We start from the raw sequence: 22,812 nt of genomic DNA, 5'->3' as shown, positions 1-22,812 counted from the left end.
TTACGGGCATGATCCGATATACTTTGACCCTGGTGCTTGGCCTTTCCCTGCTGAACGTCGCGTCAGCCCAGACCAAGCCAAACATCGTCATCATCTTCATGGACGACATGGGTTACGGGGACCCCGAATGCTATAACGGATTCCTGTACCATACGCCCAACATCAACCAGCTGGCGGCGGAAGGCATGCGGTTCACGAACTTCTATGCGGCACAGGCGGTGTGCACTGCGTCGAGGGCCGCGTTGCTCACCGGTTGCTATCCCAACCGGCTGGGGATCTCGGGGGCGTTCGCGCCGTGGAGCAAAATAGCGTTGAACCCCGGGGAGGCGACCATTGCCTCTTTGCTCAAGGCCGCGGGTTACCATACGGGTATGATCGGGAAGTGGCACCTGGGCAGTAAGGCCCCCTTTACGCCCATCCACTATGGCTTTGACGAATACCTGGGTCTCCCCTACTCCAACGACATGTGGCCGGTGGACTATGACGGCACGCCCATAACCGATTCCGCCAATCCCCGGTCGAAATACCCGCCCCTGCCGCTGATGGAAGGGGACTCGGTCGTCCGGTATATCCGTACGCTCGACGACCAGGGGGAGCTCACGGGCATCTATACCCGCAGGGCCTGCCAATTCATAAGGAAGCACAAGGACAAACCCTTCTTCCTCTACCTGGCGCACTCGATGGTCCATGTGCCGATCATGGCGTCCCCGGCCTTCCGGGGCAAGAGCGGGCTGGGGCTGTTCGGGGACGTCATGACGGAGGTTGACTGGTCGGTGGGTGAAGTCATGCGCACTTTACGCGAGGCCGGCGTCGATAAGAATACCCTGGTCATATTTACCAGCGACAACGGTCCCTGGCTGACCTTCGGGAACCACGCGGGGAACACCGGCGGGCTCCGCGAGGGAAAGGGCACCAGTTGGGAAGGCGGGCAGCGCGAACCATGTATCATGCGCTGGCCGGGGACAATCCCCGCGGGCACGATCTGCAACAGGATAGCCGCCACCCTGGACGTATTGCCCACCATAGTCCACGTCACGGGCGCGGCCATGCCGGTCAATCCTATCGACGGTGTGGATATACTAACCCTTTTAAAGGGCGATCCCGGCGCCAATCCACGGGACGAATTGGTGTACTACTACCACGCCAACAGTCTCGAAGGCGTACGCAAGGGGCGGTGGAAGCTGGTGGTGCCCCACCGCAGCCAGACGTATAAGACCTATATGCCCGGAAAGGACGGACGGCCCGGCAGGTACGCGGAAACCGACGTCCCGCTGGCGTTGTATGACCTGGCGGACGACCCGGGCGAGATGCTCGACGTGCAGGCGGACCACCCGGAGATCGTCGGGAAATTGATGGCGCTGGTGGAGAAATATAAGGCCGACCTGGGTGACGATATCACGCACGTGCCGTGTACGGGGTGTCGCGCGCCGGCGAGGCTGCCGTGAGCGCGGTTGCCGTGAGACGCCGGGCGGCGCGGCGCGGCGGCGGTCCGCGCGGAGACGCAAAAAAGCCGCATATTTGTACTATGGGTTACTCTACAAAAATAATAGGCTTTTCAATGCTCCTCCTGTACGGTTGCGTGAGGGGAGGCGGGGGCAACGCGGAGGGCGGCAGCGGCGGCAACGCCGCGGTGGCGGATACTGCGGTCAAACAGGCGCAAGCCAAGGCCATGTCGTGCGAGGGTAACCTGCCCGCCCGGCCCGCGATCGCGGCGGCCCTGAAAATGCGCGCGGATTCGGGCGCGGGGAAACCGGCCGCGGATACAAGCGCGGGCAAGGCGTTGTCGCACGAAGGCATGGTATATATCCCCGCGGGCACCTATAGCATGGGCGCCGGCGACCGGGAAGGCCGCCCCGACGAGTACCCCGCGCACCCGGTGAAGCTGGACGGTTTCTGGATGGACGCCAGCGAGGTCACCAACGCCCAGTTCCGGGCATTCGTCGAGGCCACGCACTATGTCACGACGGCGGAAATAAAACCCGACTGGAACGAGCTCAAAAAACAAGTCCCACCGGGCACGCCAAAGCCGCCGGACAGCGTGCTCGTCGCGGGCTCGTTGGTGTTTACGCCGCCCAATCACCCCGTCCCTTTGGATGACGTCAGCCAGTGGTGGACCTGGACCAAGGGCGCCGATTGGAGACATCCCGAAGGACCACACAGCAATATAAAAGGCAAGGACAATTATCCCGTGGTCCAGGTGAGCTGGACCGACGCCGCCGCCTATGCGCGCTGGGCAGGCAAACGACTACCCACCGAGGCGGAGTGGGAATTTGCGGCCAGGGGAGGCTTGCACGGATTACCCTATCCCTGGGGCGCCGAAGACATCACGAGCGGCCACCCGAAGGCCAATACGTGGCAGGGCAATTTCCCCGACAGAAATACGCGCTGGGACGGCTTTTACGGGCTCGCGCCGGTACGCAGCTTCGCCCCCAACGGCTATGGGTTGTACGATATGGCGGGGAATGCCTGGGAATGGTGCAGCGATTGGTATGACGACGGCTACTATGCGTCGATATCCGGGGCTACCGCGGTCAACCCGAAGGGACCGACGGCCGGCAATGACCCCATGGAGCCGGGCGTACCCAAGAAGGTGGTCCGCGGAGGATCCTTCCTGTGCAATGCCGCTTACTGCAAAGGATATCGCGTGTCCTCCCGGATGAAGACATCTCCGGACACAGGTTTGGAGCACACCGGGTTTCGATGCGTATCGTCCAGGTAAAAGACCACGCGCTATTCTGCGACGGCGGCGGCCACTACCTGTACAGGCTGCTCTACATCGAATTCAAACAAGTCGCGGGGGTGGACCTGCAGGGCATCCGACAGCTCAAACAAGGTGTTGAGCGTGATGTTCATTCTGCCCTTTTCGATCTTCCCGATCTTGCTGTGGTCGAGGTTGCAACGATAGGATAACTCACGAAGCGCCAGCTTCTGGCTCTCGCGGAGTTGTTGCAAACGAGCTCCTAACTTCTTCTGCAATATGAGTTTTTGTTCCTTATCCATTGACGCTGACTTACTGGCTTGGGTATTAAAGTCTACATTTTCAGGATATTATATGTAGCCGTAACCGGCCACAATCTGAAAATAGTTCAATTTTTTTACTATTTCTATAAAAAAACAAACGAGGTAGGCATTTCAACCAACGAGCCGTTGAATGACCTCTAAAAGGGCCCTGCCGTTGTGGTATGGGCACTTCCAGATGCCGGCCTTGTCCTCATCCGGCATCGGCGTGTTGTCCGCCAACACCCCCCACCACCATTCACCGCCTACCCGGTCGACGATATGGGCGTCGATGAATGTCCAGACGCGCTCGAACCGGGCCTTCCAGCGGTCGTCCCCGCTGACCCGCCAGGCGTTCAGGAAACCCACCATGGCTTCGGCCTGGACCCACCAGTGTTTTTCCAGCCTCCAATGGTCCTTTACGGGTTCGTATTCATACCACAGCGAACCGTCCGGGGCGAGCCCTTCCGAGGCGGCCTCCGCCAGCAACAGGCCGGTCGCGCACACCTCCTCCTCCCGGCTGCCGATGGCGTGAGCGGCCTCCGGCAGGAGCCACGAGGCTTCGATGTCGTGTCCGTAGGAGATGGTGTCGGACCGCGAATGCCATGCTTCGTCGAAGAACAGGACCAGGTGGTGCGTCGCGGGGTCGATGATATGGTCCAGAAAAATGCCCAGCAGCTTGTCGATCTGTTCCCGAAGGCCGATGTCCGGCCAGACGCGGTATAGATTGGTGTAAGCCTCCAGGACGTGGAGGTGGGTATTCATCGTCTTTTGCTCGTTGACGTCCCTAAGGCTGAGACGGACGTCGGACAGCGGTTGCCAGTCCCTGGAAAACGCTTCCCAGTAGCCGTGGCTTACTGAGTCCAGGCTGTGCGCCTCTATGTCCCGGTAAAGGCCGATCGCCTCCCGCAGGGCTTCGGGATCGCCCGTGGCGGCATGGTACTCGCTCAGGCCATAGAGGGCGAAAGCCAGGGCGTAGATTTGTTTCTTGGTGTCGAGCGGTCTGCCGTCGGAGGCGACCGACCAGTAAACGCCACCGTTTTCTCTGTCGATAAAGTATGAACTGATGAAGTTGTATGCCCGGCGGGCGGCGGCGAGGTATGCCTTTTGGGGATCGTACCGGTAAGCCGCGGAAAAGGTCCATAGGATACGGGCGTTGAGCACCGATCCTTTGGGCGCCCCGGGTTCCACCCGGTTATCGGACGTAATGCGGCCGTAAAATCCGCCCTCCGGGTCGACCGCCCGGGTGCTCCAAAAGTCGAGGATGGATTGCAGGGCTTTGGCGTATAGGTCAATCGTCATATTGGCTCAAAATATATACTATTTTAACACTTTTTGACTCGATTTTTAATAAATGTCCTACCGACAGGATAACCCTTGTGGTATTATTTTAACATCCTCCTTGCCAAAACGCACGGAAGTACTTACTTTCAACGCATGAACACGAACATCATCAGGGAAATCACCCCCCTGACCCAGAACGATTGCTTTATGATCTTTTCCAGGGTGAAGACAAGGTTCGACTTTCCATTGCACTATCACGAAGAATACGAGCTCAACCTTATCATCAACGCCAGGGGAGCCAAAAGGATCGTTGGCGACCATATCGAGGTGATCGACGACCTGGAGCTGGTCCTCGTCGGGCCCAACCTTTCCCACGCCTGGTTCACCCATCAATGCGAAGGCAAGGAAATCACCGAGGTCACCATCCAGTTCCATAAGGACCTCCTCGACGAACGCTTCCTGCGCAAGAACCAGCTGAGCTTTATACGGACCATGCTGGAGCATGGCCAGCGGGGGGTACTTTTTGCCAAGGAAACCATCGAAAGGCTCAAGGAACGCATCCTGCTGCTCAACCGCAAGACGGGTTTCGATTCGGTGCTCGAGCTCTTTTCCATCCTCCACGACCTCTCCACCTCCAGGAACATCCGTACGCTGTCGGACGCCTCGTTCAACAGCGGCACCCTGCACTTCAACAGCCGGCGCATCGAAAAGGTCTTTCAATACATGAACGACAACTATAGCAAACCCATCACGCTGGCCGAGGTGGCCAGGATCGCCAACATGCCCGAGGCGTCCTTCAGCCGTTTTATCAAGAAACGCACGGGCAGCACGTTCATCAACAGCCTGAATGAAATCCGGCTGGGGAATGCGTCCCGGATGCTGATCGAGAGCACGCACAGCATCGCGGAGGTGGCGTATGATTGCGGGTTTAACAATATTTCGAACTTCAACCGGATCTTCAAAAAGAAGAAGAGCTGTACGCCAAAGGAGTTCCGCGAGAACTTCTCGGGCAGCAGGATCTTCATTTAACGGGGCGGCCTAGTCTTCGAGCTTGTCATACCAGGTCCGTTTCAGGATCAGGGCGATGACCACGAGCAAAGCAACGGTGACGGCCAGCGGCCCCTTCATCATCAACACCACATACATCGGCAATATCGTAAGACACAACTGCCCGATGATCCCCAGCGCCACGTTGAACATGTCGCGGCCAAAACGTCCGTTGGCCCGGAAGTCCGGGTCCTCCGCGACGACCAGCGCGTGGATGGGGGCCCACATCCCCCAGGGTCTGACGGTGCGGTAGAACCGCTTCAGGGTCTCGGTTTCGGTGGGCGGCGTCAGCAGCGAGCCCGCCACGCAGCCACCCAGCGAAATGACGAACAGCAATGGGAACCAGTACAGGCTGAGGGTATCGCCAAACACATAGGGGAATATCAGCGCCGGGACGATCCCCGCCAGCATCCCCCAGAAAAAGCCGCTGGCGTTGAAGCGCCACCAATGCCACTTGAGCACGTTGGCTGCTACGTATCCGCCGTACAAGGCCGAAACGATCCACTGCAGGATGCTGTTCACGTCCTGTACGAAAAGCCCGAGTACGATGCCGACCACCGCCACCAGTAACCCGCTGGCGTAATTCATGCGGCTGATGGTGCGGTTGCTCGCGTCGGGGGACACATATTTCAGGTAAATGTCGTTGACGATATAGGCCTGGGCGGCGTTGAGGGTGCCCGCGAAGGTGCCCATAAAGGCCGCCAGCAGCCCCGCCAGCAGCAACCCCATCAACCCCACGGGTACGAACGAAAGGATGGCGGAGGGTAATATCTTTTCAAAGTCGATCCCGCCGGACGAATGCAGGTCGAGCTGGTCGTAGTGGAGCAGCCCCAGGACGACGAAGCCGATAATCATGGCATAGCGGATGGGGAGCAGGAGCACCGACACCAGGCCGCTCATCTTTGCTGCGTCGGTGGGCGACCGGGTGGAAAGGATCTTTTGCATGTCGTAATTCGGCGCGGGACCGGCGAGACTGGCCAGTATGCCCTTGAAAAGCATGAGGGAGAAAAAGAGCCCGAAGAGCGAATAGCCGTCGCTGCGGATCTTGTCGTTCACCTCCGCGATCTTCCCCTTCCAGTCGAGGTCGTCGAGACGCCAGTGGAAGAAGGGGTCATACCAGCCCGCGGGAACGTTGAGCCGGTGACCCGACAGGTTTTTCATGGCGATGATGGCGATCACGACGGCCGCCACGCTCATGATGGCGTACTTGAGCACGTCCCCGATGACGATGCTCGTCATCCCGCCAAGGATGGCGTAGAACACCGCGAAGGACGTAAAGATGATTCCGTAGAAGTGCGGCACATAGGCCGCGGGCACGGTGAAGGGGAGGTACGGCGCGATGACCCTGAAGGGGATGAATATCTCCACGAATTTCCCGAGGCCCACGAAGCCATAGGCCATAAAACCCAGACAGCTGAGCAAGGCGAAAATCACCACGATGGTATGGGAAGAACGCACACCCCTGCCGGTCCCAAAACGGGTCCCGATCCACTCCGCCCCCGTGGTCACGCCCGAACGGCGCAGCCAGACCGAGAGATACATCATCATGAATATCTGGTTGAAAACGGGCCACAGCCAGGGGATCCAGATGCTTTTGAGGCCGTAGACGAAAGACAGGGTGACCATCCACATCGTCCCCGAGATGTCGAACATATCGGACGCATTCGACATGCCGAGCATATACCAGGGCAGCTTTTTGCCTGCCAGCATATAGGCCGTCTTGTCTTTTTGCGCCCTCTTCTTGAGGATAAGTCCAAGCAGGATGACGGCAGTCAGGTAAAAGAGGATGATCAACACATCCACCAGTTGCAATCTCATACAGCAGCAATTCTATGTCAAATCTAAGGGGGGGAGGGGCCTTCTAACTAATAGTATTTTGTCTTTTTTGTGAAAAAACAAAGCCCGGAGGGACACTCCGGGCTTTTATATCTTTTCGGCTCATTATTTATACACGGGGTTGTACAGCGTGTTCCCGGGAACTTCGACCTCGGGCTTGCCCTGGTAACGGTGGACGTATAACCCATAACACATGGCCAGGAAGAGGCCGAGGATGACGGCGACGTTCACATAGAACAGGAAACGGGAAGAGCTGGGCCAGCTGTACGCGAAATCCTTCTGTTTGGTTTCTATTACTTCTGCGGTAGCATGTTCCTGAGACATATTAGGCTGTTTTACCCGGCGAAGATAGGTCTTTTTGCATAATCTTGTCAAAGGTCTTTATCCCCCTGACAAAATATTCCCAAACCACGCTGCCCCGGTACATCCCATCGGCCGGCATGACCCTTCGCACGGGCCAGGCGCCCGGTTTGGAGCGGGAGAACACCCACGCCCATACCTCCGCGTGGGCCTGCAGGATGGCCTTCCAATAGATCACGTTCCCCTTGGCCAGCTCCCGGTAAGCCGCCACGACGTCCAGGGCGTACCTGAGCGGGAACACCCAACACAAACGGCCCAGGGGCATGTTCTTGAGCAGGAGCAGGAGGTTGTTCCGGAAGTTGAGCATCACCTTGCGACGGTTACCCTTAGGGAGGGTCCCGCCGCCCACGTGATAGACAACGGAGGCGGGGACCGCATACAACCGGTACCCGGCCGCCTGGAGCCGCCAGCAAAGGTCGATCTCTTCCTGGTGGGCGAAAAAATAGGGGTCGAGACCACCCGCCTCGTGATAGACCGAGGCGCGTATCAGGAGCGCGGCCCCGGAAGCCCAGGAGATGGGGGCCGTCGTATCGTATTGTCCATGGTCTATTTCGCAGAATTCGAAGATCCGTCCCCGGGCAAAGGGGTACCCCAGCACGTCCAGCCATCCGCCCGCAGCCCCCGCGTATTCGAAGGTATGACGCTCGTTGTAGGCCAGCAGCTTGGGTTGGCAAGCGCCGATCCCCGGGTCCGATTCCATCAGGTCGAGCATGGGCTCCAGCCAGCCCGGGGTCACTTCCACGTCGGAGTTCAGGAGGACGTAATAGTCCGCCTGCACACGGGTAAGCGCCTCGTTATACCCTTGCGCGTATCCCCCGTTGACCTTGTTACGGATAACCCGCACCGTTGGGAAGGCGCCTTCGACGAAGGCCACCGAGTCGTCCGTCGAAGCGTTGTCGGCCAGGATGACTTCCACACCTGCGCCCGCGGAGGCGAGCACGCTGGGCAGAAACTGTTCAAGGTACGACCGGCCGTTCCAGTTGAGGATAACTACTGCGACAGAAGGCATTTTTAGATTTAATGGCCTCAAAAATAAAGTATTTTAGCCCTATGATAAGGGCCTTATTTAACTGGCGTACCCTGCTCAGCATTATTGCCATCGGTATCGTCACCGGTAGTGTCATCTATTCGGACTACCTCAGCCGGAAGCTGGCGGACGAAGAAAGGCAAAAGGTCGAGCAATGGGTGGAAGCCAACCGCGTCCTGGCCAAGACCAACGACCGGGAAGCGATCAACCTGGCAGCCGGTATCTCGTCGCACAACCTCGATATCCCCATCATCGCCACCGACGAGCGGGACTCGATCGTGGACTGGCGGAACCTGGATAGCACCCGGGTCCTGCGTAACGGCGGTTATTTGGTCAGGGAGCTGACCCACTTCCGCACCCTGCACGACCCCATCATCTGGGAGCAAAGCAAGGTGCCCTACATATACAACCGGGTGTACTATGGGGAATCGTTGTTACAAAAGGAAATCCGCTACTACCCCATCGTACAGCTCACCATCATCGCCCTTTTCCTGATCATCACCATCGTTTCGCTGAATACCCGGTATAAGTCTTCGCAAAACCAGGTTTGGGCAGGGATGGCAAAAGAAACCGCGCACCAGCTGGGCACGCCCGTGTCCTCGTTGGAGGCCTGGGTGGAGCTGCTCAAGGACGGCCAGGCGCCCGCGGCCATCCTCCCCGACCTCGAACGGGACGTGGCCCGGCTCCGCCTGGTCTCCGACCGTTTTTCGAAGATCGGCTCCACACCGAAACTGGAGCCGCGCGACCTGGTCGTCCAGGTCCAGTCGATGATCGACTATATGCGCAAACGCGCTACCGGTAAGGTCCAGTTCGTTTTGAACGTCCATGGCCACACGCCCGTGATGGCCGACCTCAGCGGCCCCCTCTTCGACTGGGTGATGGAGAACCTGCTAAAAAACGCCCTGGACGCCATGGAAGGCAAAGGCATGATCGTCGTGGATGTGCACAACCATCCGTCCTATGTGACGGTGGACGTGACCGATAGCGGGAAGGGTATCCAGTCGCGCGACCTCCAGAAAGTCTTCAAGCCCGGGTTCACCACCAAGAAACGCGGGTGGGGTCTGGGGCTTTCCCTGGCGCGCCGCATCATCGAGCAATACCACCACGGCTCGCTCAACGTCAAATGGAGCGAGCCCGGTCGCGGGACGGCGTTCCGGATCGTGCTCAAACGACCGGCTGCGCGTCAGCGCGACCCAGGCGCCGGAAACCCAGCCAGGTCGCCACGTTGAGCGCGATCAACATCGGCCAGAGCCATTTGAATCCGAGGAAATCGGCGACTTGCGCGCCGGCGGCAGGCCCCACGACCTGGGCTGCGGAAAAGGCGATGCCGTAAAGGGCGGCGTACTGTCCCCTTGTCTGGGGTGTCGACCGGTGAGCCCAATAGGCGTTGAAAAAGGGCATCGTCATCATTTCGGCAACGGTCAGCAGCAGCATGGACGCCACGGCAACGAGGCCATAGGGGCCGCAGAGCGCAAGAACGAGGTACCCCCCCGCATTCAACAGTATGCCGTAGCCGATATAAAGCGTGTCCTTACCCTTGTTTTCCAACCGGTACACCAGGACCATTTCGACAAGGGCGATGATGAGACCGTTCATCGACAAGACCAGGCCGATCTGGCTTTCGGTGAGGCCGAGGACGTGCTGGTAGTAGAGGGGGATGACGGAAAAGACCTGGAAAAATGTCAGGGCGAACAGCCAGACGAGGGCGACGAATTTCAGGAAGGTGCCGTCGCGGTAGGCGACCGTCGGCGCTTTAACTTTTATCGCTTCTTCGCCGCGGCTCGCAGGCTTCAACATCAGGCGCAGCGCGATCGCCGCCGCGATACAGGTCAGCCCGTCGGTCCAGAAAAGCCAGTTGAAGCTGATCCCCGCCAGCAACCCTCCCAGCGCCGGCCCCACGGCAAACCCCAGGTTGACGGCCAGCCGGTTGAGGGAATAGGAACGGGTGCGGTTCTCCGGTTGACTGTAATACGCGGTGGCGGCGGCGTTGGCCGGGCGAAAGGCTTCGCCGATGGAGGCCAGGACGAAGATGCAACCGCAGATGGTCCAGAAACCCCGGAGGTAGCAAAGGACGATGAAGAAAACGCCGTTTACGAGCAAGGACCAGAACTGGACGGGGAAAAAACCGATCGAATCGGTCAGCTTACCACCGAGGTATACGCCGACGATGGCGCCCAACCCGAAAACGGACAGCACGATCCCCGCCTGGGCGATGCTGAAGTGGAGGGCGCTCGTCAGGTAAACCGTGAGAAAGGGGATGACCATCGTACCCGCCCGGTTGATGAGCATGATGACGGCCTGTATCCAGATGGGGCGTGACAAACCGCTGTACGCGTCGCGATACAGCCGTGTTATGAGTGTCACGGAACTTCCTCCCATACGAAGCCTTCGGACTTGGGGAAGCGTTCGTAGAGGTCCAGGATTTCTTTCGGGGGTATCGCCAGCTTACGTTTAGCCGTGTCCAGCCACGCGCCGTCGATGGTAATCACCGCGGCGAGCGTATCCCCGTTCTTCCAAACCTCGTGACGCATCGTCCAGCGGGAGGCGTCCCGGCGGCTTTTCAGGAGCTGTATATTCAGGTCGACCTTGTCGCCAAAGACCACCTCGCGTTTGAATACGCATTCTTCCCGGAAGAGGATGGGGCCAACCTGGTGCTGCAGCAGGAACATGGGGGTGATGCCTTCTCCGTTCAGGTAAGAAAGACGGACGTATGCTCCCCAGTCATAGTAGACCGAATGTCTCAGGTGGAAGTTGGGGTCCAGGTCGGACCAGCGGACTTCCACCGCCTGCTGGTATGCTGACATTTACACGTACAATTTCTCGTAATACTCGTGGGCCATGCGGCTCGCGTCGAACTGGAAGCGTACATCGTTCATCCCGTTCCTGATGATCTGTCTCCACGTATCTTTTTGCTCGTAGTACAGGGGTATGATCTGGTTTTCCAGGATGTCATACAGCTGGTGCAGGTCGTATTCGTCCTGGTCCTGTACGTTCATGTTCACATAGTCCTGGGGTGGCACCACGAAGCCGTTGTTGCCGTTGTTGATGAACTCGGGTATCCAGCCGTCGTTGGTGGACAGGTTGACCGCTCCGTTCATGGCGGCCGTCATGCCGCTGGTGCCGGAGGCTTCCCGTGGCACGCGGGGATTGTTCAACCAGACGTCGGCCGCCTGCTTGAGTCGCTTCGAGACCGTCAGCTCATACCCGATGACCACTGCCATCCGTTTATAGTTCTTGCTCAGGTGCACCAGGTTGTTGAAATCGCTGATCGCCGGATAGTCCACGGGATAGGGCTTCCCGGCCCAGATGAACTGGACGGGGTGCTTGGGGTGGTTCATGAGCGCCTCGAACCGGCGCAGGTCGCGGGTCAGGAGCTCGGCCCGTTTGTACCCGGCGAACCGCCGCGCCCAAACGATCGTAAGTATATCTGGGTCGTACCACTTGCCCGTCTGGTCGGCGACCAGGTCGAACGACCGCTTTTTCAGGAAGCGTTTGCGGTCGTCGAAGCGGGCGTCGTCGTTTTCGTCCGCGAAACGGTACAGGTGCTTGTCCGCCCAGTACCGCCAGTTCTGGGCGTTGGTAATGGCGATGATGGGACAAATACCCTCGTATTTGCTCCACATGTGCCGGGCCACCTCACCGTGTAGCTGGGAAACGCCGTTGGCCAGGTGTGCGAAACGCAAGGCCGTCAGGGAGTGGTTGAAGGGCTCGTCACCGTGTATGCCGCATAATTCCCGGACCTCGTCGAGCGGCAGGCCGTCGAAGTAGCTCATCTTATAGCACAGCTGGAGGTCGTGTTTCTCGTTCCCCGCCTCTTCGGGCGTGTGGGTGGTGAACACCAGCCGCTTTTGGACCTCCTCCTTGCTGCCGTATTTCCTGAAAAGATAGAAAACGGAGGAAACGCCATGGGCTTCGTTCAGGTGATAGAGGTCGGGGTTGAAGCCCAGCTCGTCCACCAGGCGGGCGCCGCCGATCCCGAGCAGGATGAACTGGGCCACCTTGGTCGCCACGTTGGCGTCATACAGCCTATGCGTAATGGTCTGGGAAACATAGTCGTTCTCCGGCACGTCGGTCGAGAGCAGGAAGAGAGGCGCCGACCCGAAGGTTTCGGGGTTCAGGTACCACACCTTTACCCAAACCGGGGCGTCGTGGATGACGATTTGGTATTTGATACCGGTGTCCTCCAGGAAGCTGTACAGCTTTTCGTTCCACTGTACCTGGAGCGTCTGGTCCTGGTTACGGGCCTGATCATAATATCCATATTTCCAAAGGATACCGATCGCTATCATATTCTGACGGAGGTCATACGCCGCCCGGAGATGCGAACCAGCCAGAAACCCCAAACCACCGCTATAGATCTTCAACGGTTGATGGATGGCGAACTCCATGGAGAAGTACGCGATCTTTTTGCTATAACGTTCGTCTATGGCATAGGGTACGGTGAAATTCGAAAAACTCATAATGCTACTGCGTTTTACGTTGAAAGTCGCGGCTCAGCCGCTATTCGATGGCCCGAAGATAAAATTTATTTTCGCTTCTTCGGTTTAGGTGCTTTTTTCTTAACGTAGTTTCCCTCGAAGAAACAGGTCGCGTCCCGGTAGGCGCCGCATCCACCCACTTCTCTAATAGTTAGTTCGTTCCCATCGATGGTGAACGCGATCCCGCAGGGGCCGCCGGCGCGATCGGTGTATTTGAGCCCGCCGTCGGCCGTCACTTCCGCCACGCCGCGCAGTTCCCCCTTACAGGGCGTTTCGCCGTCCGTGTTGATGAAGTGGATAAAAAAGCGGTACTCCCGGGGCGTAACGCCGTCCCTCAGCGAGATGACGTTGTTCTTGCCCGCGCCATAGTCACCCGACCAGCGGAAGCGCCGGGGCAACGTATCGATGGGGTTGTACACTTTCCGGTCGGAGGATTCTTCATTGGAATTGGTCATGATGAGCGAAAAACCGCCCTCGTCCGATATCCCATAAATGCTTTCGCTGACGGCCGTAAAACCGGCCGATTTGCGGGTCTCCGTGACCAGGGAGACGTTCAGCCGGTTGTCGAGCTTGCCGTAGGAGCGCGTCCGGTTGTCGTCGTCGGCCTCCACCAGCCGCATACCGCCCCCGTACTTATCGGCCTTGTCGAAGTAGAACAGGTAGCCCGTGCGTCCCGACGCGCTGACGGCCTTGATAAGCGCATACTTCCGCTTGTCCTTGTCCAGTATCTTTCCCACGGCGTACAGCCGCAGGCCTTCCTGCCCCTTGAAATACCGGTTGTACACGCTGTCGGGGACCAGTTGTTTCCAGGCGGAAAGACGCAGGTGAAGGGAATCCGGGGATTTCCTGACGAGCGTCGAATCGCTGAATACATAAGGGACCTTTATCGGCGGAAAAGCTTTCAGGAAGTCGTCCACGGTTACGGGTTTTTCCTCCTTCTCCGACGTATTCTTTTTGCCGCCGCAACCGGCCAGCGCACCAAGGGCAATCAGGCAAAAAAGAAAACGAACACGCATAGAATGGTTGGTTATTGGGGTAGCTAAGATAGGGAGAATTGCGCAGCGGCGGCGCCGGTTTTTGCGGTTCCCCGGTTTGGCATTGCCAAAGTTATTTTTTAGCTTTGTCTAAAATATTTTTTAACCATGACGCTGTCCACCATTACGCTGTCCAAGGCCGAGGAAGACTACCTCAAGTCGATTTTCAGGCTCCAGCAGGAGACGGGTCAGGTCAACACCAATGCGGTGGCTCAGGACCTGAAGACAAAACCCGCTTCGGTGACGGACATGCTTAAGAAGCTCAAGGCCAAAAAGCTGCTCAACTACGAGCCCTACCAGGAGTTCAAGCTGAGCGCGGAGGGCAAAAAAACCGCGCTGGGCATCGTGCGCCGGCACCGGCTATGGGAGTACTTCCTGGTGGAGAAACTGGGGATGGGCTGGGATGAGGTGCACGACATCGCCGAGCACCTCGAGCACGTCTCCAACCAGCGGTTGATCGAAAAGCTGGATGCCTACCTGGGTTATCCCGAGACCGACCCCCACGGCGATCCCATCCCCGACGCCCAGGGCCGGATGAAGGTACAGCCCAGGATCAGCCTCGACGACCTGCCGCCGAACACGGGGGCCACCGTCTGCAGCGTGGGCAACCAATCCTCCGGCATGCTGGAAATGCTCAGCCACCTGAACATCCGCATCGGTACCCGTCTGGAGGTCAAACGCCGTTTCGAGTTCGACGGGTCGGCCGAGATCAAGATCCGGAATAAACCCCTGTTCGTCATCAGCCGCGTCATGGCTCAAAACCTGTTTGTTACGTATGATCAATAAGATACATGAAGACGCTTCGCTGTCGAACGTCCACGCCAGCGTAAACATTTCGGAAAAGGGGCGCTCGTGGAAGCGGGTATTCGCCTTTTTCGGGCCAGCCTACCTGGTGAGCGTCGGTTATATGGACCCCGGGAACTGGGCCACCGACCTGGCCGGCGGCAGCCAGTTCGGTTACACGCTGATATGGGTGCTGTTGCTGAGCAACGTCATCGCCTTGTTGCTCCAGGGGTTGAGCGCGCGGCTCGGTATTGTCCGGGGACGCGACCTGGCACAGGCCAACCGCGAAGTCTACCCGCGTTCGGTCAACCTGGTGCTATACCTGCTGGCGGAGGTCGCCATCGCGGCCTGCGACCTGGCCGAAGTGCTGGGAATGGCCATCGGGATAAATCTGCTGACGGGTCTGCCGCTGCTCGGCGGCGTCGCGCTAACGGTCCTCGATACCTTCCTTTTCCTGCTGTTGCAGCGTTTGGGGATGCGTAAATTGGAAGCCTTTATCCTGGCGCTCATCGCGGTCATCGGCGTTTCCTTCCTCGTCGAGATACTGATGGTCCGTCCGCGCGTCGGCGAGGTCCTTACCGGCTTTATCCCGCGCCTCCCCAACCACGAAGCGCTGTATATCGCCGTGGGGATCGTCGGCGCCACCGTCATGCCGCACAACCTGTACCTCCACTCCGCCCTGGTACAGACGCGCAAGTTCGCGCGCGACATCCCCGGCGTGAAACAGGCGCTGAAGTGGAACATGTGGGATTCGACCATCGCCCTGAACCTGGCGTTCCTGGTCAACGCCGCCATCCTGGTGCTGGCCGCCACCGCCTTTTTTAAGACCGGCCGTACGGACGTGGGAGAAATACAACAGGCGTATAAGCTACTGGCGCCCCTCCTGGGGACCAAGCTGGCGCCGCTGCTTTTCGCGATCGCGCTGATCGCCTCAGGCCAAAGCTCTACCGTTACCGGTACGCTGGCGGGCCAGATCGTGATGGAAGGGTACCTGCGGCTGCGGATAAACCCGTGGCTCCGGCGGCTGCTCACCCGGCTGGTGGCCATCGTGCCGGCGCTGGTGGTGCTTTGGATATACGGCGACCAGGAGATCAACCAGCTGATCGTCCTGAGCCAGGTCATCCTCAGCCTGCAGCTGGGTTTTGCGGTGATACCGCTGATCCACTTCGTCAGCGACAGGGCCAGCATGGGTCCGTTCGCGATCCGTCGCCGGACGCAGCTGTTCGCCTGGGTGGTCGCGGCCGTGCTGCTCTACCTCAACCTCGCGATGGTATTCGGGCTGGTAACCGACTATTTCCATTCCGGGGCGCCCTTTGGCTGGAAGGCCCTGATCGTGGTGGGGATCGCCGGTTACCTTTTCCTGCTGGCCTACACCGTCTACCTGCCGCTGCGGCTCCGGTACCGGATGCAGAACCTGCCGCGCATCCACGGCGACATTCAGCCGGAGCTGACGCTCGACATCCCGCATTACCAGACTATTTCCATCGCCCTGGAATTCAGCGGCTCGGACATGAGGATCATCAGCCACGCCCTCGGCCAGGCGGGGCCGCACACCGAATTTATCCTGATCCATATCGTAGAAAGCGCTTCCGCGCGCATGCTCGGCGCGCATACCTTCGACGAGGAAAGCAAGGAGGACGAGCGCCGGATGGCCGTGTACGTGGACTTCCTGCGCACCCGGGGCTACCGCGTCCAGGGGTTGCTGGGCTACCGGAACCGGGTCAACGAAATCGTGCGGCTGGTCAAGGAGTATAAAGCGGACATGCTCGTCATGGGGGCGCACCGGCACGCCGGCCTCCAGGACTTCATCCACGGGGCGACGATCGACGCGGTGCGGCATGGGATCGCTATACCGTTGCTGGTGGTGAATGTCTAGTTGATCCACAGCTTTACCAGCCCTTGCGCCCAAAGGGCCATTTCCGCACCGGAATAGTGGAGGCCATCGTACGCAAACAGCGCGGAGTTACCCTTTGCCTGTCGCGTCCAGGGCGTAATATCCAGGTATTTGACGCCATATTGCACGCTGATCTGGTAATTGGCGGCGTTGAACTGGTCGATCTGGGCGCTGATGCTCGCGGTATCGCTCCGGGTCTGACCATATGGCGAATCCGCATAGTCGGGTATGGACAGGACGACTACGTGCGCAGGGGTGTCCCCCGCCCAATGTATCGCCATCTGCAGCAGCTGCGTGAATTCAGTCCGGTAGGTGCTCAGGGCGCCGCCCTGGTATTGGTTGTTGACGCCGATCAGCAGCGTCACCCGGCTATAGGTCTTCAGCCTGGGCGGGCTTTGCGCCAGCGCATACAACAGGTTGGCGGTCGTCCAGCCGGTGACGGCGATGATTTCCGGGGGTTCGACGGTGTCGCCCCGGGTTTTTAGTGTTTTCACCGCCTGTACCGGGTACCGGTCGCTGTCGCCCACCGATTGGCCGATCGTATAAGAGTCCCCCAGGGCCAGGTACGTTTGGTACTTCTCCACGATCGTCACGGTCGCCGTATCGGTCTTCGTGGTGGCCGTGGTGTCCGCGGGCGGTAGCGGAGCGCCGGGTGTGGCTGGGCTCTTGGCGCAGGCCAGCCCCAGCAGGAGGGCCGTCCATCCAACTTTTCTACATCTGAAATGCCTCATATTCGTTACTTTAGCTGCCCGATATACATACGTACAGAATCAAAATCTAGTTTAACACTATGGCACAAAAAATTACTGTAAAAAATCCCGTCGTTGAACTGGACGGGGACGAAATGACCCGGATCATCTGGAAACTGATCAAAGACAAGCTTATACTCCCCTACCTGGACATCGATATCAAGTACTACGACCTGGGCATCGAATACCGTGACGAGACCAACGACCAGGTCACCATCGACGCCGCCAACGCGATCAGGCAGTACGGCGTCGGCATCAAGTGCGCTACGATCACCCCCGACGAGGCCCGCGTAAAGGAGTTCAACCTGAAACAAATGTGGAAGAGCCCCAACGGCACCATCCGCAACATCCTGGACGGCACGGTTTTCCGCGAACCCATCGTCATCAGCAATATCCCCCGCCTCGTCCCCAACTGGACCGCGCCGATCTGTATCGGCCGTCACGCCTTTGGCGACCAGTACCGCGCCACCGATTTCGTGACCAAGGGCAAGGGCAAGCTCACCATCACCTTCCAGCCCGAAGACGGCGGCGAGACCCAATCCTACGAAGTGTACAATTTCAAGGGCGACGGCGTAGCCCTGGCGATGTACAACACCGAGGAGTCCATCCGCGGTTTTGCCCGCGCCTGTTTCAACATGGCCCTGCAAAAGAAGTGGCCCCTCTACTTCTCGACCAAGAATACCATCCTGAAGAAATACGACGGCCGTTTCAAGGACATCTTCGAGGAAATTTATTTGCAGGAATTCAAATCCGCCTTCGACGCAGCGGGCCTGACCTACGAGCACCGCCTCATCGACGACATGGTCGCTAGCGCGCTCAAGTGGCACGGCAACTTCGTATGGGCCTGTAAGAACTACGACGGCGACGTACAAAGCGACACCGTCGCCCAGGGCTTCGGCTCCCTCGGTCTGATGACCTCGGTGCTGATCACCCCGGACGGCCATACCATGGAGGCCGAAGCCGCCCACGGGACCGTCACCCGCCACTACCGCGACCACCAGAAGGGCAAACCCACGTCCACCAATCCCATCGCCTCCATTTACGCCTGGACCCGCGGGCTCGCGTTCCGCGGCAAGCTGGACAACAATAAGGCGCTGATCGATTTCGCCGAAGCCCTCGAAGCCGTCTGCGTCGAGACCGTCGAAAGCGGGAAGATGACGAAGGACCTCGCGGTGTGTATCCACGGGAACAACGTGGAGCATGGGAAGCACTACCTGTATACGGAGGAGTTCCTCGAGGCGCTCGATGAGAATCTGAAGAAGAAGCTGAAATAGTTTTTTTCCCGCGAATACATTGCAGGCCGCTCAAGCAGGGCGGCCTTTTTTTTATATCGTGATGCGGCGTTTTCGCGCGACAATCGGCCAGATTCCCGTTGATTTGCCATCCGCGATCACTTGCGCTTCGTCGTGCAGGGCTACCGACGGGCAGACGTGGTACGGCACGCCGTAGAGCACGGCGCCGATTTCGGGCTCCTGGCCCTCTTTCGTCCGTACGACCAGGTGCTCCTCGCTTTGCGAAATGACTTCGTAGTCTTTTAAGTTCAGGAAAAAGACCCGCTTGTCGATCGGGTTCTCCGCGGCAACCGATTTGTGGCCGAGGTCCGTGGTGATCAAACCAGGGCCGGGGCGGGAGACCACGCGAGTCATCAGTACCGCCGCGGGCAGGAAGTGCTGCTCCTTTAATTGCGCACCATATCCATAGTCGGACAAGACGCACGTTCCCGGGCTCACCCAAAGGTCTTTATGGCGGGCGTGGACCGTGAAGGATGGCGTGCCGCCGGCCACGATGATGGGGTCGTCGAAACCTTCTTCCTTTAGTTGCTCCGCCAGCTCGCGGACCGGGGCCATGGCGGCCTCACAGCGGTTTGCACGGGTCCCGAAGTCCGCGTCGCGGATGTGGCCGTCGTAGGCGTGGAGGCCAAGCAGGCGGATGTTGCCCAGCGTCTTTAGCTGTCGCGCGAGCTCCAGCGCTGCTTCGGGGGCGATGCCTGTGCGGTGCATGCCGCTATCGATGTCGAGGAAAACGGAGGCGCGGTCGCCGGGGTTTTGCGCAGCGGCTTCGGACATCGCCCGGGCCGAGGCGAGGTTGTCCACGAGCGAGGACCACGCAATGCGTGGATACTTCCGCACCAATTCCAGGTATCGATCGATCTTCGGGCCATTCAGCTGATACGCGATCAGCACTCCGGACGCGCCGGCCATCGCCAGCATCTCCGCCTCGGCGACCGTGGCGCACTTAAAGCGTCTGACCCCTTTGGCAATCTGCATGTCCACGATCTCCCGCATTTTATGCGTCTTGACGTGGGGAATCAGCCGGGCGGGGTCCCCCGCCACGGCGATCATGGTATCGATATTCGTCGCGACACGGTCCTTGTAAATTAACAAGGCCGGGGTATCGATCCTCTCAGGATGGTCTATCGTGAACCAGTTGTCCATTATGCCAATTCAAAAATAACTTCGATTTCCACCGTAATGTTTTCCGGCAGTGAACCCATGCCCACCGCGCTACGGACGCCGACACCCAGGTCCGGGCCCCAGACTTCCGCGAAGAGCTCGCTGCAACCGTTGATGACGTAAGGATGGGGGTGAAAATGCGGCACGGCGTTGACCATGCCCAATGTTTTTACGACCCTTTTGATCTTATCCAGCGAACCCAGGCCGGTAATGAGCGTGGAAAGGATGGTCAGACCAACCTGTTTGGCGGCCGCCTTTGCCTCGTCTTTGTCCAATTCCGCGCCGGCCTTGCCGACGATCAACGTGCCATCCGTCCTTACCGGACCATGGCCCGATACATACACCAGCTTGTCCACCACCAGTAAGGGTTTGTACACGCCTTTAGGCGCTGGAGGCGGCGGTAGGGTCAATCCTGTCTTTTCGAAACGTTCCTGCGGACTCATAATATAAGGTTTAATAGTAAAACGGCCAGCAACCCCACCACCGAGACAATCGTCTCCATCACCGACCAGGTAAGGAAGGTTTCGCGAACGGTGAGGTTGAAATAATTCTTGAACAGCCAGAAGCCCCCGTCGTTTACGTGCGAGCAAAAGAGGCTCCCCGCCCCTATCGCCAGCACCATCAGCTCGGGAGGCACCCCGGGGTGTTGCGCCAGCAAAGGTAAGACGATCCCGGCTGTCGTGAGCCCGGCCACCGTCGCGGAACCCACGCATACGCGGATCAGGGCGGCGAGGCCCCAGCCTAGTATGAGGGGCGAGACCGTGGCGTTTTTTAACAGACTTGCGATGTTGTCCGTGATCCCTCCCTGCCGCATCACTTCCACGAACACCCCAGACCCGGCGATCACCAGCAGGATGGGCGCCACGCCTTTGATCGCGTCTTCGCACGCCTTCATCACCTGCGTCATTTTTTGACCGCGCCTCAGACCCAGTGTGTAGATTGCCACAAGCACCGATAGGAGCATGGCGATGTTCGGCTCGCCGATAAAGGCAATGACGGTTTTGAGGGTACCCGGTTTTGTCCCGGCCGCATCCATGACGGTCGTCGCCGTGAGCAGCACGAGCGGCAGCAATGCAGTAATCAGGCTGACGCCCAGACCCGGAAGCTCATCTTTTTGTTTTTTTTGGACCGACAGCAGCGCGGGATCGGGCGTCGATTTATACTTTTTCAGGAACCTCGAAAATACCGGTCCGGCTAATGCGATCGACGGGACAGCCGCCACCAGGCCGTATAGCAGGGTTTTGCCCATGTCCGCGTGGAGCTGTTGCGAAATCGTCGCGGGCGAAGGGTGCGGCGGCAAAAACCCATGCGCAACCGACAAGGCGGAAAGCATCGGCATACCCACCGACACCAGCGGGATACCCGTGGACGCGCCCGCCGCGACGATCAACGGCATCACCACCACGAAACCGGCATTATAAAAAAGCGGGATACCCACGACCAGCCCCGCCAGCGCCATCGCCCAACGGATGTATCGCTTGCCCGAAATCTTTATCAGCGATTCCATGATCTGCTGGGCCGCGCCGCTGTCCGCGACCAACCTACCCAACATGGCTCCAAAACCAAGAATGATTACCAGCGACCCGAGAATTCCGCCTATCCCCTTCTGGATCGCGCCCCCGATTTGTGTGACGTTCAATCCACATGCCAACCCCAAACCGATGCTGACGACAATAAAGGAGATAAAAGTGTCAAGCTTACACCAAACGATCAGCAACACCAGGCATAGGATGCCTATAAAACAGAGTATTAGAGGCATAGCTCTAAAACTATGATAATTTTCGTTAAGTCATTTTTGTTTTATACCTTTTCGGCATTTTAATTGCTTACCCCGCTTACCCCATGATCAGAAGGATATTGGCTACCGAAGAGACCGGCTCCGTCCTGTTCATCCGACTCATGGTCGGAGGAATTTTCTTGTCGGAAGGTCTCCAAAAATTCATCTATCCTTCCATCCTCGGCGGCGGCCGGTTCCTCAGCATCGGTTTTCCCCTCCCCTACTTTTCCGCTTATTTTGACGGCGTGCTCCAGGTGATTTGCGCCGTGCTCGTCCTTCTCGGACTTTTCACCCGGTTTGCAGTGATTCCTTTATTGGTCATTACCATTTTCTCCCTCGTGGCCATCCAGAGCCGCGTCCTCGTCGATCAGGGCCTCTTCCCCATGCTCCACGCCGCCCGCACCGACTGGTGCATGCTCCTCGGCACGTGCTATCTATTATTGAAAGGCGGCGGCCGCTGGTCCCTCGACAGAAATTGGTTTTCGTAATCTTTTTTTCCCTATATTTGCAGCCCCTTGCGGAGGTGGCGAAACTGGTAGACGCACTACTTTGAGGTGGTAGCGCCGTAACTGGCGTGAGAGTTCGAATCTCTTCTTCCGCACTGATCTGTATAGATCGACGCCCCTGGCCCCTGGCCAGGGGTTTTGTCGTTTATGGAGCGGGAGCGAGCTCGCTCGCGGACGCGCAATAAGCGACAAAACTGAGGCCGCGCAGCGGCCGGGCGTCGATCGGTGCGGATCGGGTCGCCCCCACTTAGAGATCGCCGGAGGCGCGCAGCGCCGAAGGCAATCTCTTCTTCCGCACTAAATATCTGTAAAACGACAGCTTCGAAGTAAAACAAAGAATTTCTCAAAGCAGATAAGTACTCACGGCCAACAAGAAAGTCATCGACAACCTGGAGGTGCGAGATGCCTTTATGTTCTGTTGTTGCATAGGACTTCGCTGTTGCGATGTCAAGACACTGCGCTTGAATCAAATTAAAGGAAAGCTATTGTAACAAAAAATCCCATGAAAAAAAGGGGGCGCCCGTTAAAATACCGCCGCACAAGTTTGCAAAAGCCATTCAGAAAAACCGAAAAGAAATGCTTCTCCA

General features: G+C 58.5%; 21 protein-coding genes and 1 tRNA gene. 9 read left to right on the top strand and 13 right to left on the bottom strand.

The genetic code is table 11. The features are described 5' to 3' along the window. The first annotated feature begins 8 nt into the window (after positions 1 to 8). Positions 9 to 1,445, top strand: a complete 1,437-nt coding sequence (locus VL547_RS01520) for a sulfatase (protein ID WP_325574427.1) — start codon at positions 9 to 11, stop codon at positions 1,443 to 1,445. Positions 1,446 to 1,558: 113 nt separating this feature from the next. Continuing rightward, complete coding sequence (locus VL547_RS01515; RefSeq protein ID WP_325574425.1) at positions 1,559 to 2,719, top strand: formylglycine-generating enzyme family protein; 1,161 nt, start codon at positions 1,559 to 1,561, stop codon at positions 2,717 to 2,719. A gap of 11 nt (positions 2,720 to 2,730) precedes the next feature. Here VL547_RS01515 and VL547_RS01510 read toward each other — a convergent pair whose 3' ends face one another. Beyond that, complete coding sequence (locus tag VL547_RS01510) at positions 2,731 to 2,952, bottom strand: helix-turn-helix transcriptional regulator (RefSeq protein WP_325574423.1); 222 nt, start codon at positions 2,950 to 2,952, stop codon at positions 2,731 to 2,733. Between the two features lie 180 nt (positions 2,953 to 3,132). Then, complete coding sequence (locus VL547_RS01505; protein WP_325574421.1) at positions 3,133 to 4,299, bottom strand: AGE family epimerase/isomerase; 1,167 nt, start codon at positions 4,297 to 4,299, stop codon at positions 3,133 to 3,135. Between the two features lie 135 nt (positions 4,300 to 4,434). On the opposite strand from VL547_RS01505, the gene VL547_RS01500 reads away from it, so the two are divergent. Next, positions 4,435 to 5,310 carry an AraC family transcriptional regulator gene (locus VL547_RS01500; RefSeq protein WP_325574419.1) on the top strand — a complete coding sequence of 292 codons (876 nt, stop codon included), beginning with the start codon at positions 4,435 to 4,437 and terminating at the stop codon, positions 5,308 to 5,310. 9 nt (positions 5,311 to 5,319) lie between these two features. Here VL547_RS01500 and VL547_RS01495 read toward each other — a convergent pair whose 3' ends face one another. From VL547_RS01495 to VL547_RS01485, 3 genes are all read right to left on the bottom strand, one after another. After that, positions 5,320 to 7,146 carry a sodium:solute symporter family protein gene (locus VL547_RS01495; RefSeq protein ID WP_325574417.1) on the bottom strand — a complete coding sequence of 609 codons (1,827 nt, stop codon included), beginning with the start codon at positions 7,144 to 7,146 and terminating at the stop codon, positions 5,320 to 5,322. A 123-nt stretch (positions 7,147 to 7,269) separates the two neighbouring features. Beyond that, positions 7,270 to 7,488, bottom strand: a complete 219-nt coding sequence (locus VL547_RS01490; protein WP_325574415.1) for a hypothetical protein — start codon at positions 7,486 to 7,488, stop codon at positions 7,270 to 7,272. Position 7,489: 1 nt separating this feature from the next. Further along, positions 7,490 to 8,533 carry a glycosyltransferase family 2 protein gene (locus tag VL547_RS01485; RefSeq protein WP_325574413.1) on the bottom strand — a complete coding sequence of 348 codons (1,044 nt, stop codon included), beginning with the start codon at positions 8,531 to 8,533 and terminating at the stop codon, positions 7,490 to 7,492. A 41-nt stretch (positions 8,534 to 8,574) separates the two neighbouring features. On the opposite strand from VL547_RS01485, the gene VL547_RS01480 reads away from it, so the two are divergent. After that, on the top strand, positions 8,575 to 9,780 hold the full coding sequence (locus VL547_RS01480) for a HAMP domain-containing sensor histidine kinase (protein WP_325574411.1): 1,206 nt from the start codon (positions 8,575 to 8,577) through the stop codon (positions 9,778 to 9,780). Here VL547_RS01480 and VL547_RS01475 read toward each other — a convergent pair. From VL547_RS01475 to VL547_RS01460, 4 genes are all read right to left on the bottom strand, one after another. Beyond that, complete coding sequence (locus tag VL547_RS01475) at positions 9,716 to 10,915, bottom strand: MFS transporter (protein ID WP_325574409.1); 1,200 nt, start codon at positions 10,913 to 10,915, stop codon at positions 9,716 to 9,718. The two genes, VL547_RS01480 and VL547_RS01475, sit on opposite strands and share 65 nt — an antisense overlap. Beyond that, on the bottom strand, positions 10,912 to 11,355 hold the full coding sequence (locus VL547_RS01470) for an acyl-CoA thioesterase (RefSeq protein ID WP_325574407.1): 444 nt from the start codon (positions 11,353 to 11,355) through the stop codon (positions 10,912 to 10,914). The genes VL547_RS01475 and VL547_RS01470 overlap by 4 nt, the downstream gene beginning before the upstream one ends. Next, on the bottom strand, positions 11,356 to 13,011 hold the full coding sequence (gene glgP / locus VL547_RS01465) for an alpha-glucan family phosphorylase (RefSeq protein ID WP_325574405.1): 1,656 nt from the start codon (positions 13,009 to 13,011) through the stop codon (positions 11,356 to 11,358). It abuts the gene before it with no gap. Positions 13,012 to 13,076: 65 nt separating this feature from the next. Continuing rightward, positions 13,077 to 14,045 (bottom strand): hypothetical protein, encoded by a 969-nt coding sequence (locus VL547_RS01460; RefSeq protein WP_325574403.1) that lies wholly within the window; start codon positions 14,043 to 14,045, stop codon positions 13,077 to 13,079. Between the two features lie 126 nt (positions 14,046 to 14,171). Between VL547_RS01460 and VL547_RS01455 the strand changes: the two genes are divergently transcribed. Then, positions 14,172 to 14,849: a metal-dependent transcriptional regulator gene (locus tag VL547_RS01455; protein ID WP_325574401.1), complete on the top strand. Its 678-nt coding sequence runs from the start codon at positions 14,172 to 14,174 to the stop codon at positions 14,847 to 14,849. After that, complete coding sequence (locus tag VL547_RS01450; protein WP_325574399.1) at positions 14,839 to 16,722, top strand: Nramp family divalent metal transporter; 1,884 nt, start codon at positions 14,839 to 14,841, stop codon at positions 16,720 to 16,722. Before VL547_RS01455 ends, VL547_RS01450 begins: the two co-directional genes overlap by 11 nt. Here the strand turns inward: VL547_RS01450 and VL547_RS01445 are convergent. Continuing rightward, the gene (locus VL547_RS01445) at positions 16,719 to 17,471 is read right to left on the bottom strand and encodes a GDSL-type esterase/lipase family protein (RefSeq protein ID WP_325574397.1); all 753 of its coding nucleotides are present in this window, start codon (positions 17,469 to 17,471) and stop codon (positions 16,719 to 16,721) included. The two genes, VL547_RS01450 and VL547_RS01445, sit on opposite strands and share 4 nt — an antisense overlap. A gap of 59 nt (positions 17,472 to 17,530) precedes the next feature. Here VL547_RS01445 and VL547_RS01440 point away from each other — a divergent pair, with 59 nt between their 5' ends. Continuing rightward, positions 17,531 to 18,763: an isocitrate dehydrogenase (NADP(+)) gene (locus VL547_RS01440; protein ID WP_325574395.1), complete on the top strand. Its 1,233-nt coding sequence runs from the start codon at positions 17,531 to 17,533 to the stop codon at positions 18,761 to 18,763. Between the two features lie 51 nt (positions 18,764 to 18,814). Here VL547_RS01440 and VL547_RS01435 read toward each other — a convergent pair whose 3' ends face one another. The 3 genes from VL547_RS01435 to VL547_RS01425 are packed head-to-tail and all read right to left on the bottom strand — an operon-like array spanning position 18,815 to position 21,701. Further along, positions 18,815 to 19,924, bottom strand: a complete 1,110-nt coding sequence (locus VL547_RS01435) for a D-TA family PLP-dependent enzyme (RefSeq protein WP_325574393.1) — start codon at positions 19,922 to 19,924, stop codon at positions 18,815 to 18,817. Next, positions 19,924 to 20,385 carry a RidA family protein gene (locus VL547_RS01430; RefSeq protein ID WP_325574391.1) on the bottom strand — a complete coding sequence of 154 codons (462 nt, stop codon included), beginning with the start codon at positions 20,383 to 20,385 and terminating at the stop codon, positions 19,924 to 19,926. The genes VL547_RS01435 and VL547_RS01430 overlap by 1 nt, the downstream gene beginning before the upstream one ends. Further along, positions 20,382 to 21,701 (bottom strand): gluconate:H+ symporter, encoded by a 1,320-nt coding sequence (locus tag VL547_RS01425; RefSeq protein WP_325574389.1) that lies wholly within the window; start codon positions 21,699 to 21,701, stop codon positions 20,382 to 20,384. Before VL547_RS01425 ends, VL547_RS01430 begins: the two co-directional genes overlap by 4 nt. Positions 21,702 to 21,784: 83 nt before the next feature. Here VL547_RS01425 and VL547_RS01420 point away from each other — a divergent pair, with 83 nt between their 5' ends. Together VL547_RS01420 and VL547_RS01415 are read left to right on the top strand one after the other, a co-directional pair. Continuing rightward, positions 21,785 to 22,207, top strand: a complete 423-nt coding sequence (locus VL547_RS01420; protein WP_325574387.1) for a DoxX family protein — start codon at positions 21,785 to 21,787, stop codon at positions 22,205 to 22,207. Positions 22,208 to 22,236: 29 nt separating this feature from the next. Further along, a tRNA-Leu gene (locus VL547_RS01415) sits at positions 22,237 to 22,320 on the top strand. The last annotated feature ends 492 nt before the right edge of the window (positions 22,321 to 22,812 follow it).

The sequence above is a fragment of the Dinghuibacter sp. genome (genome assembly GCF_035492835.1).
Taxonomy (GTDB): domain Bacteria; phylum Bacteroidota; class Bacteroidia; order Chitinophagales; family Chitinophagaceae; genus Dinghuibacter.
The sequence above is the reverse complement of the archived record's forward strand: the minus strand, read 5'-3'. Positions and strand labels throughout refer to the sequence as shown.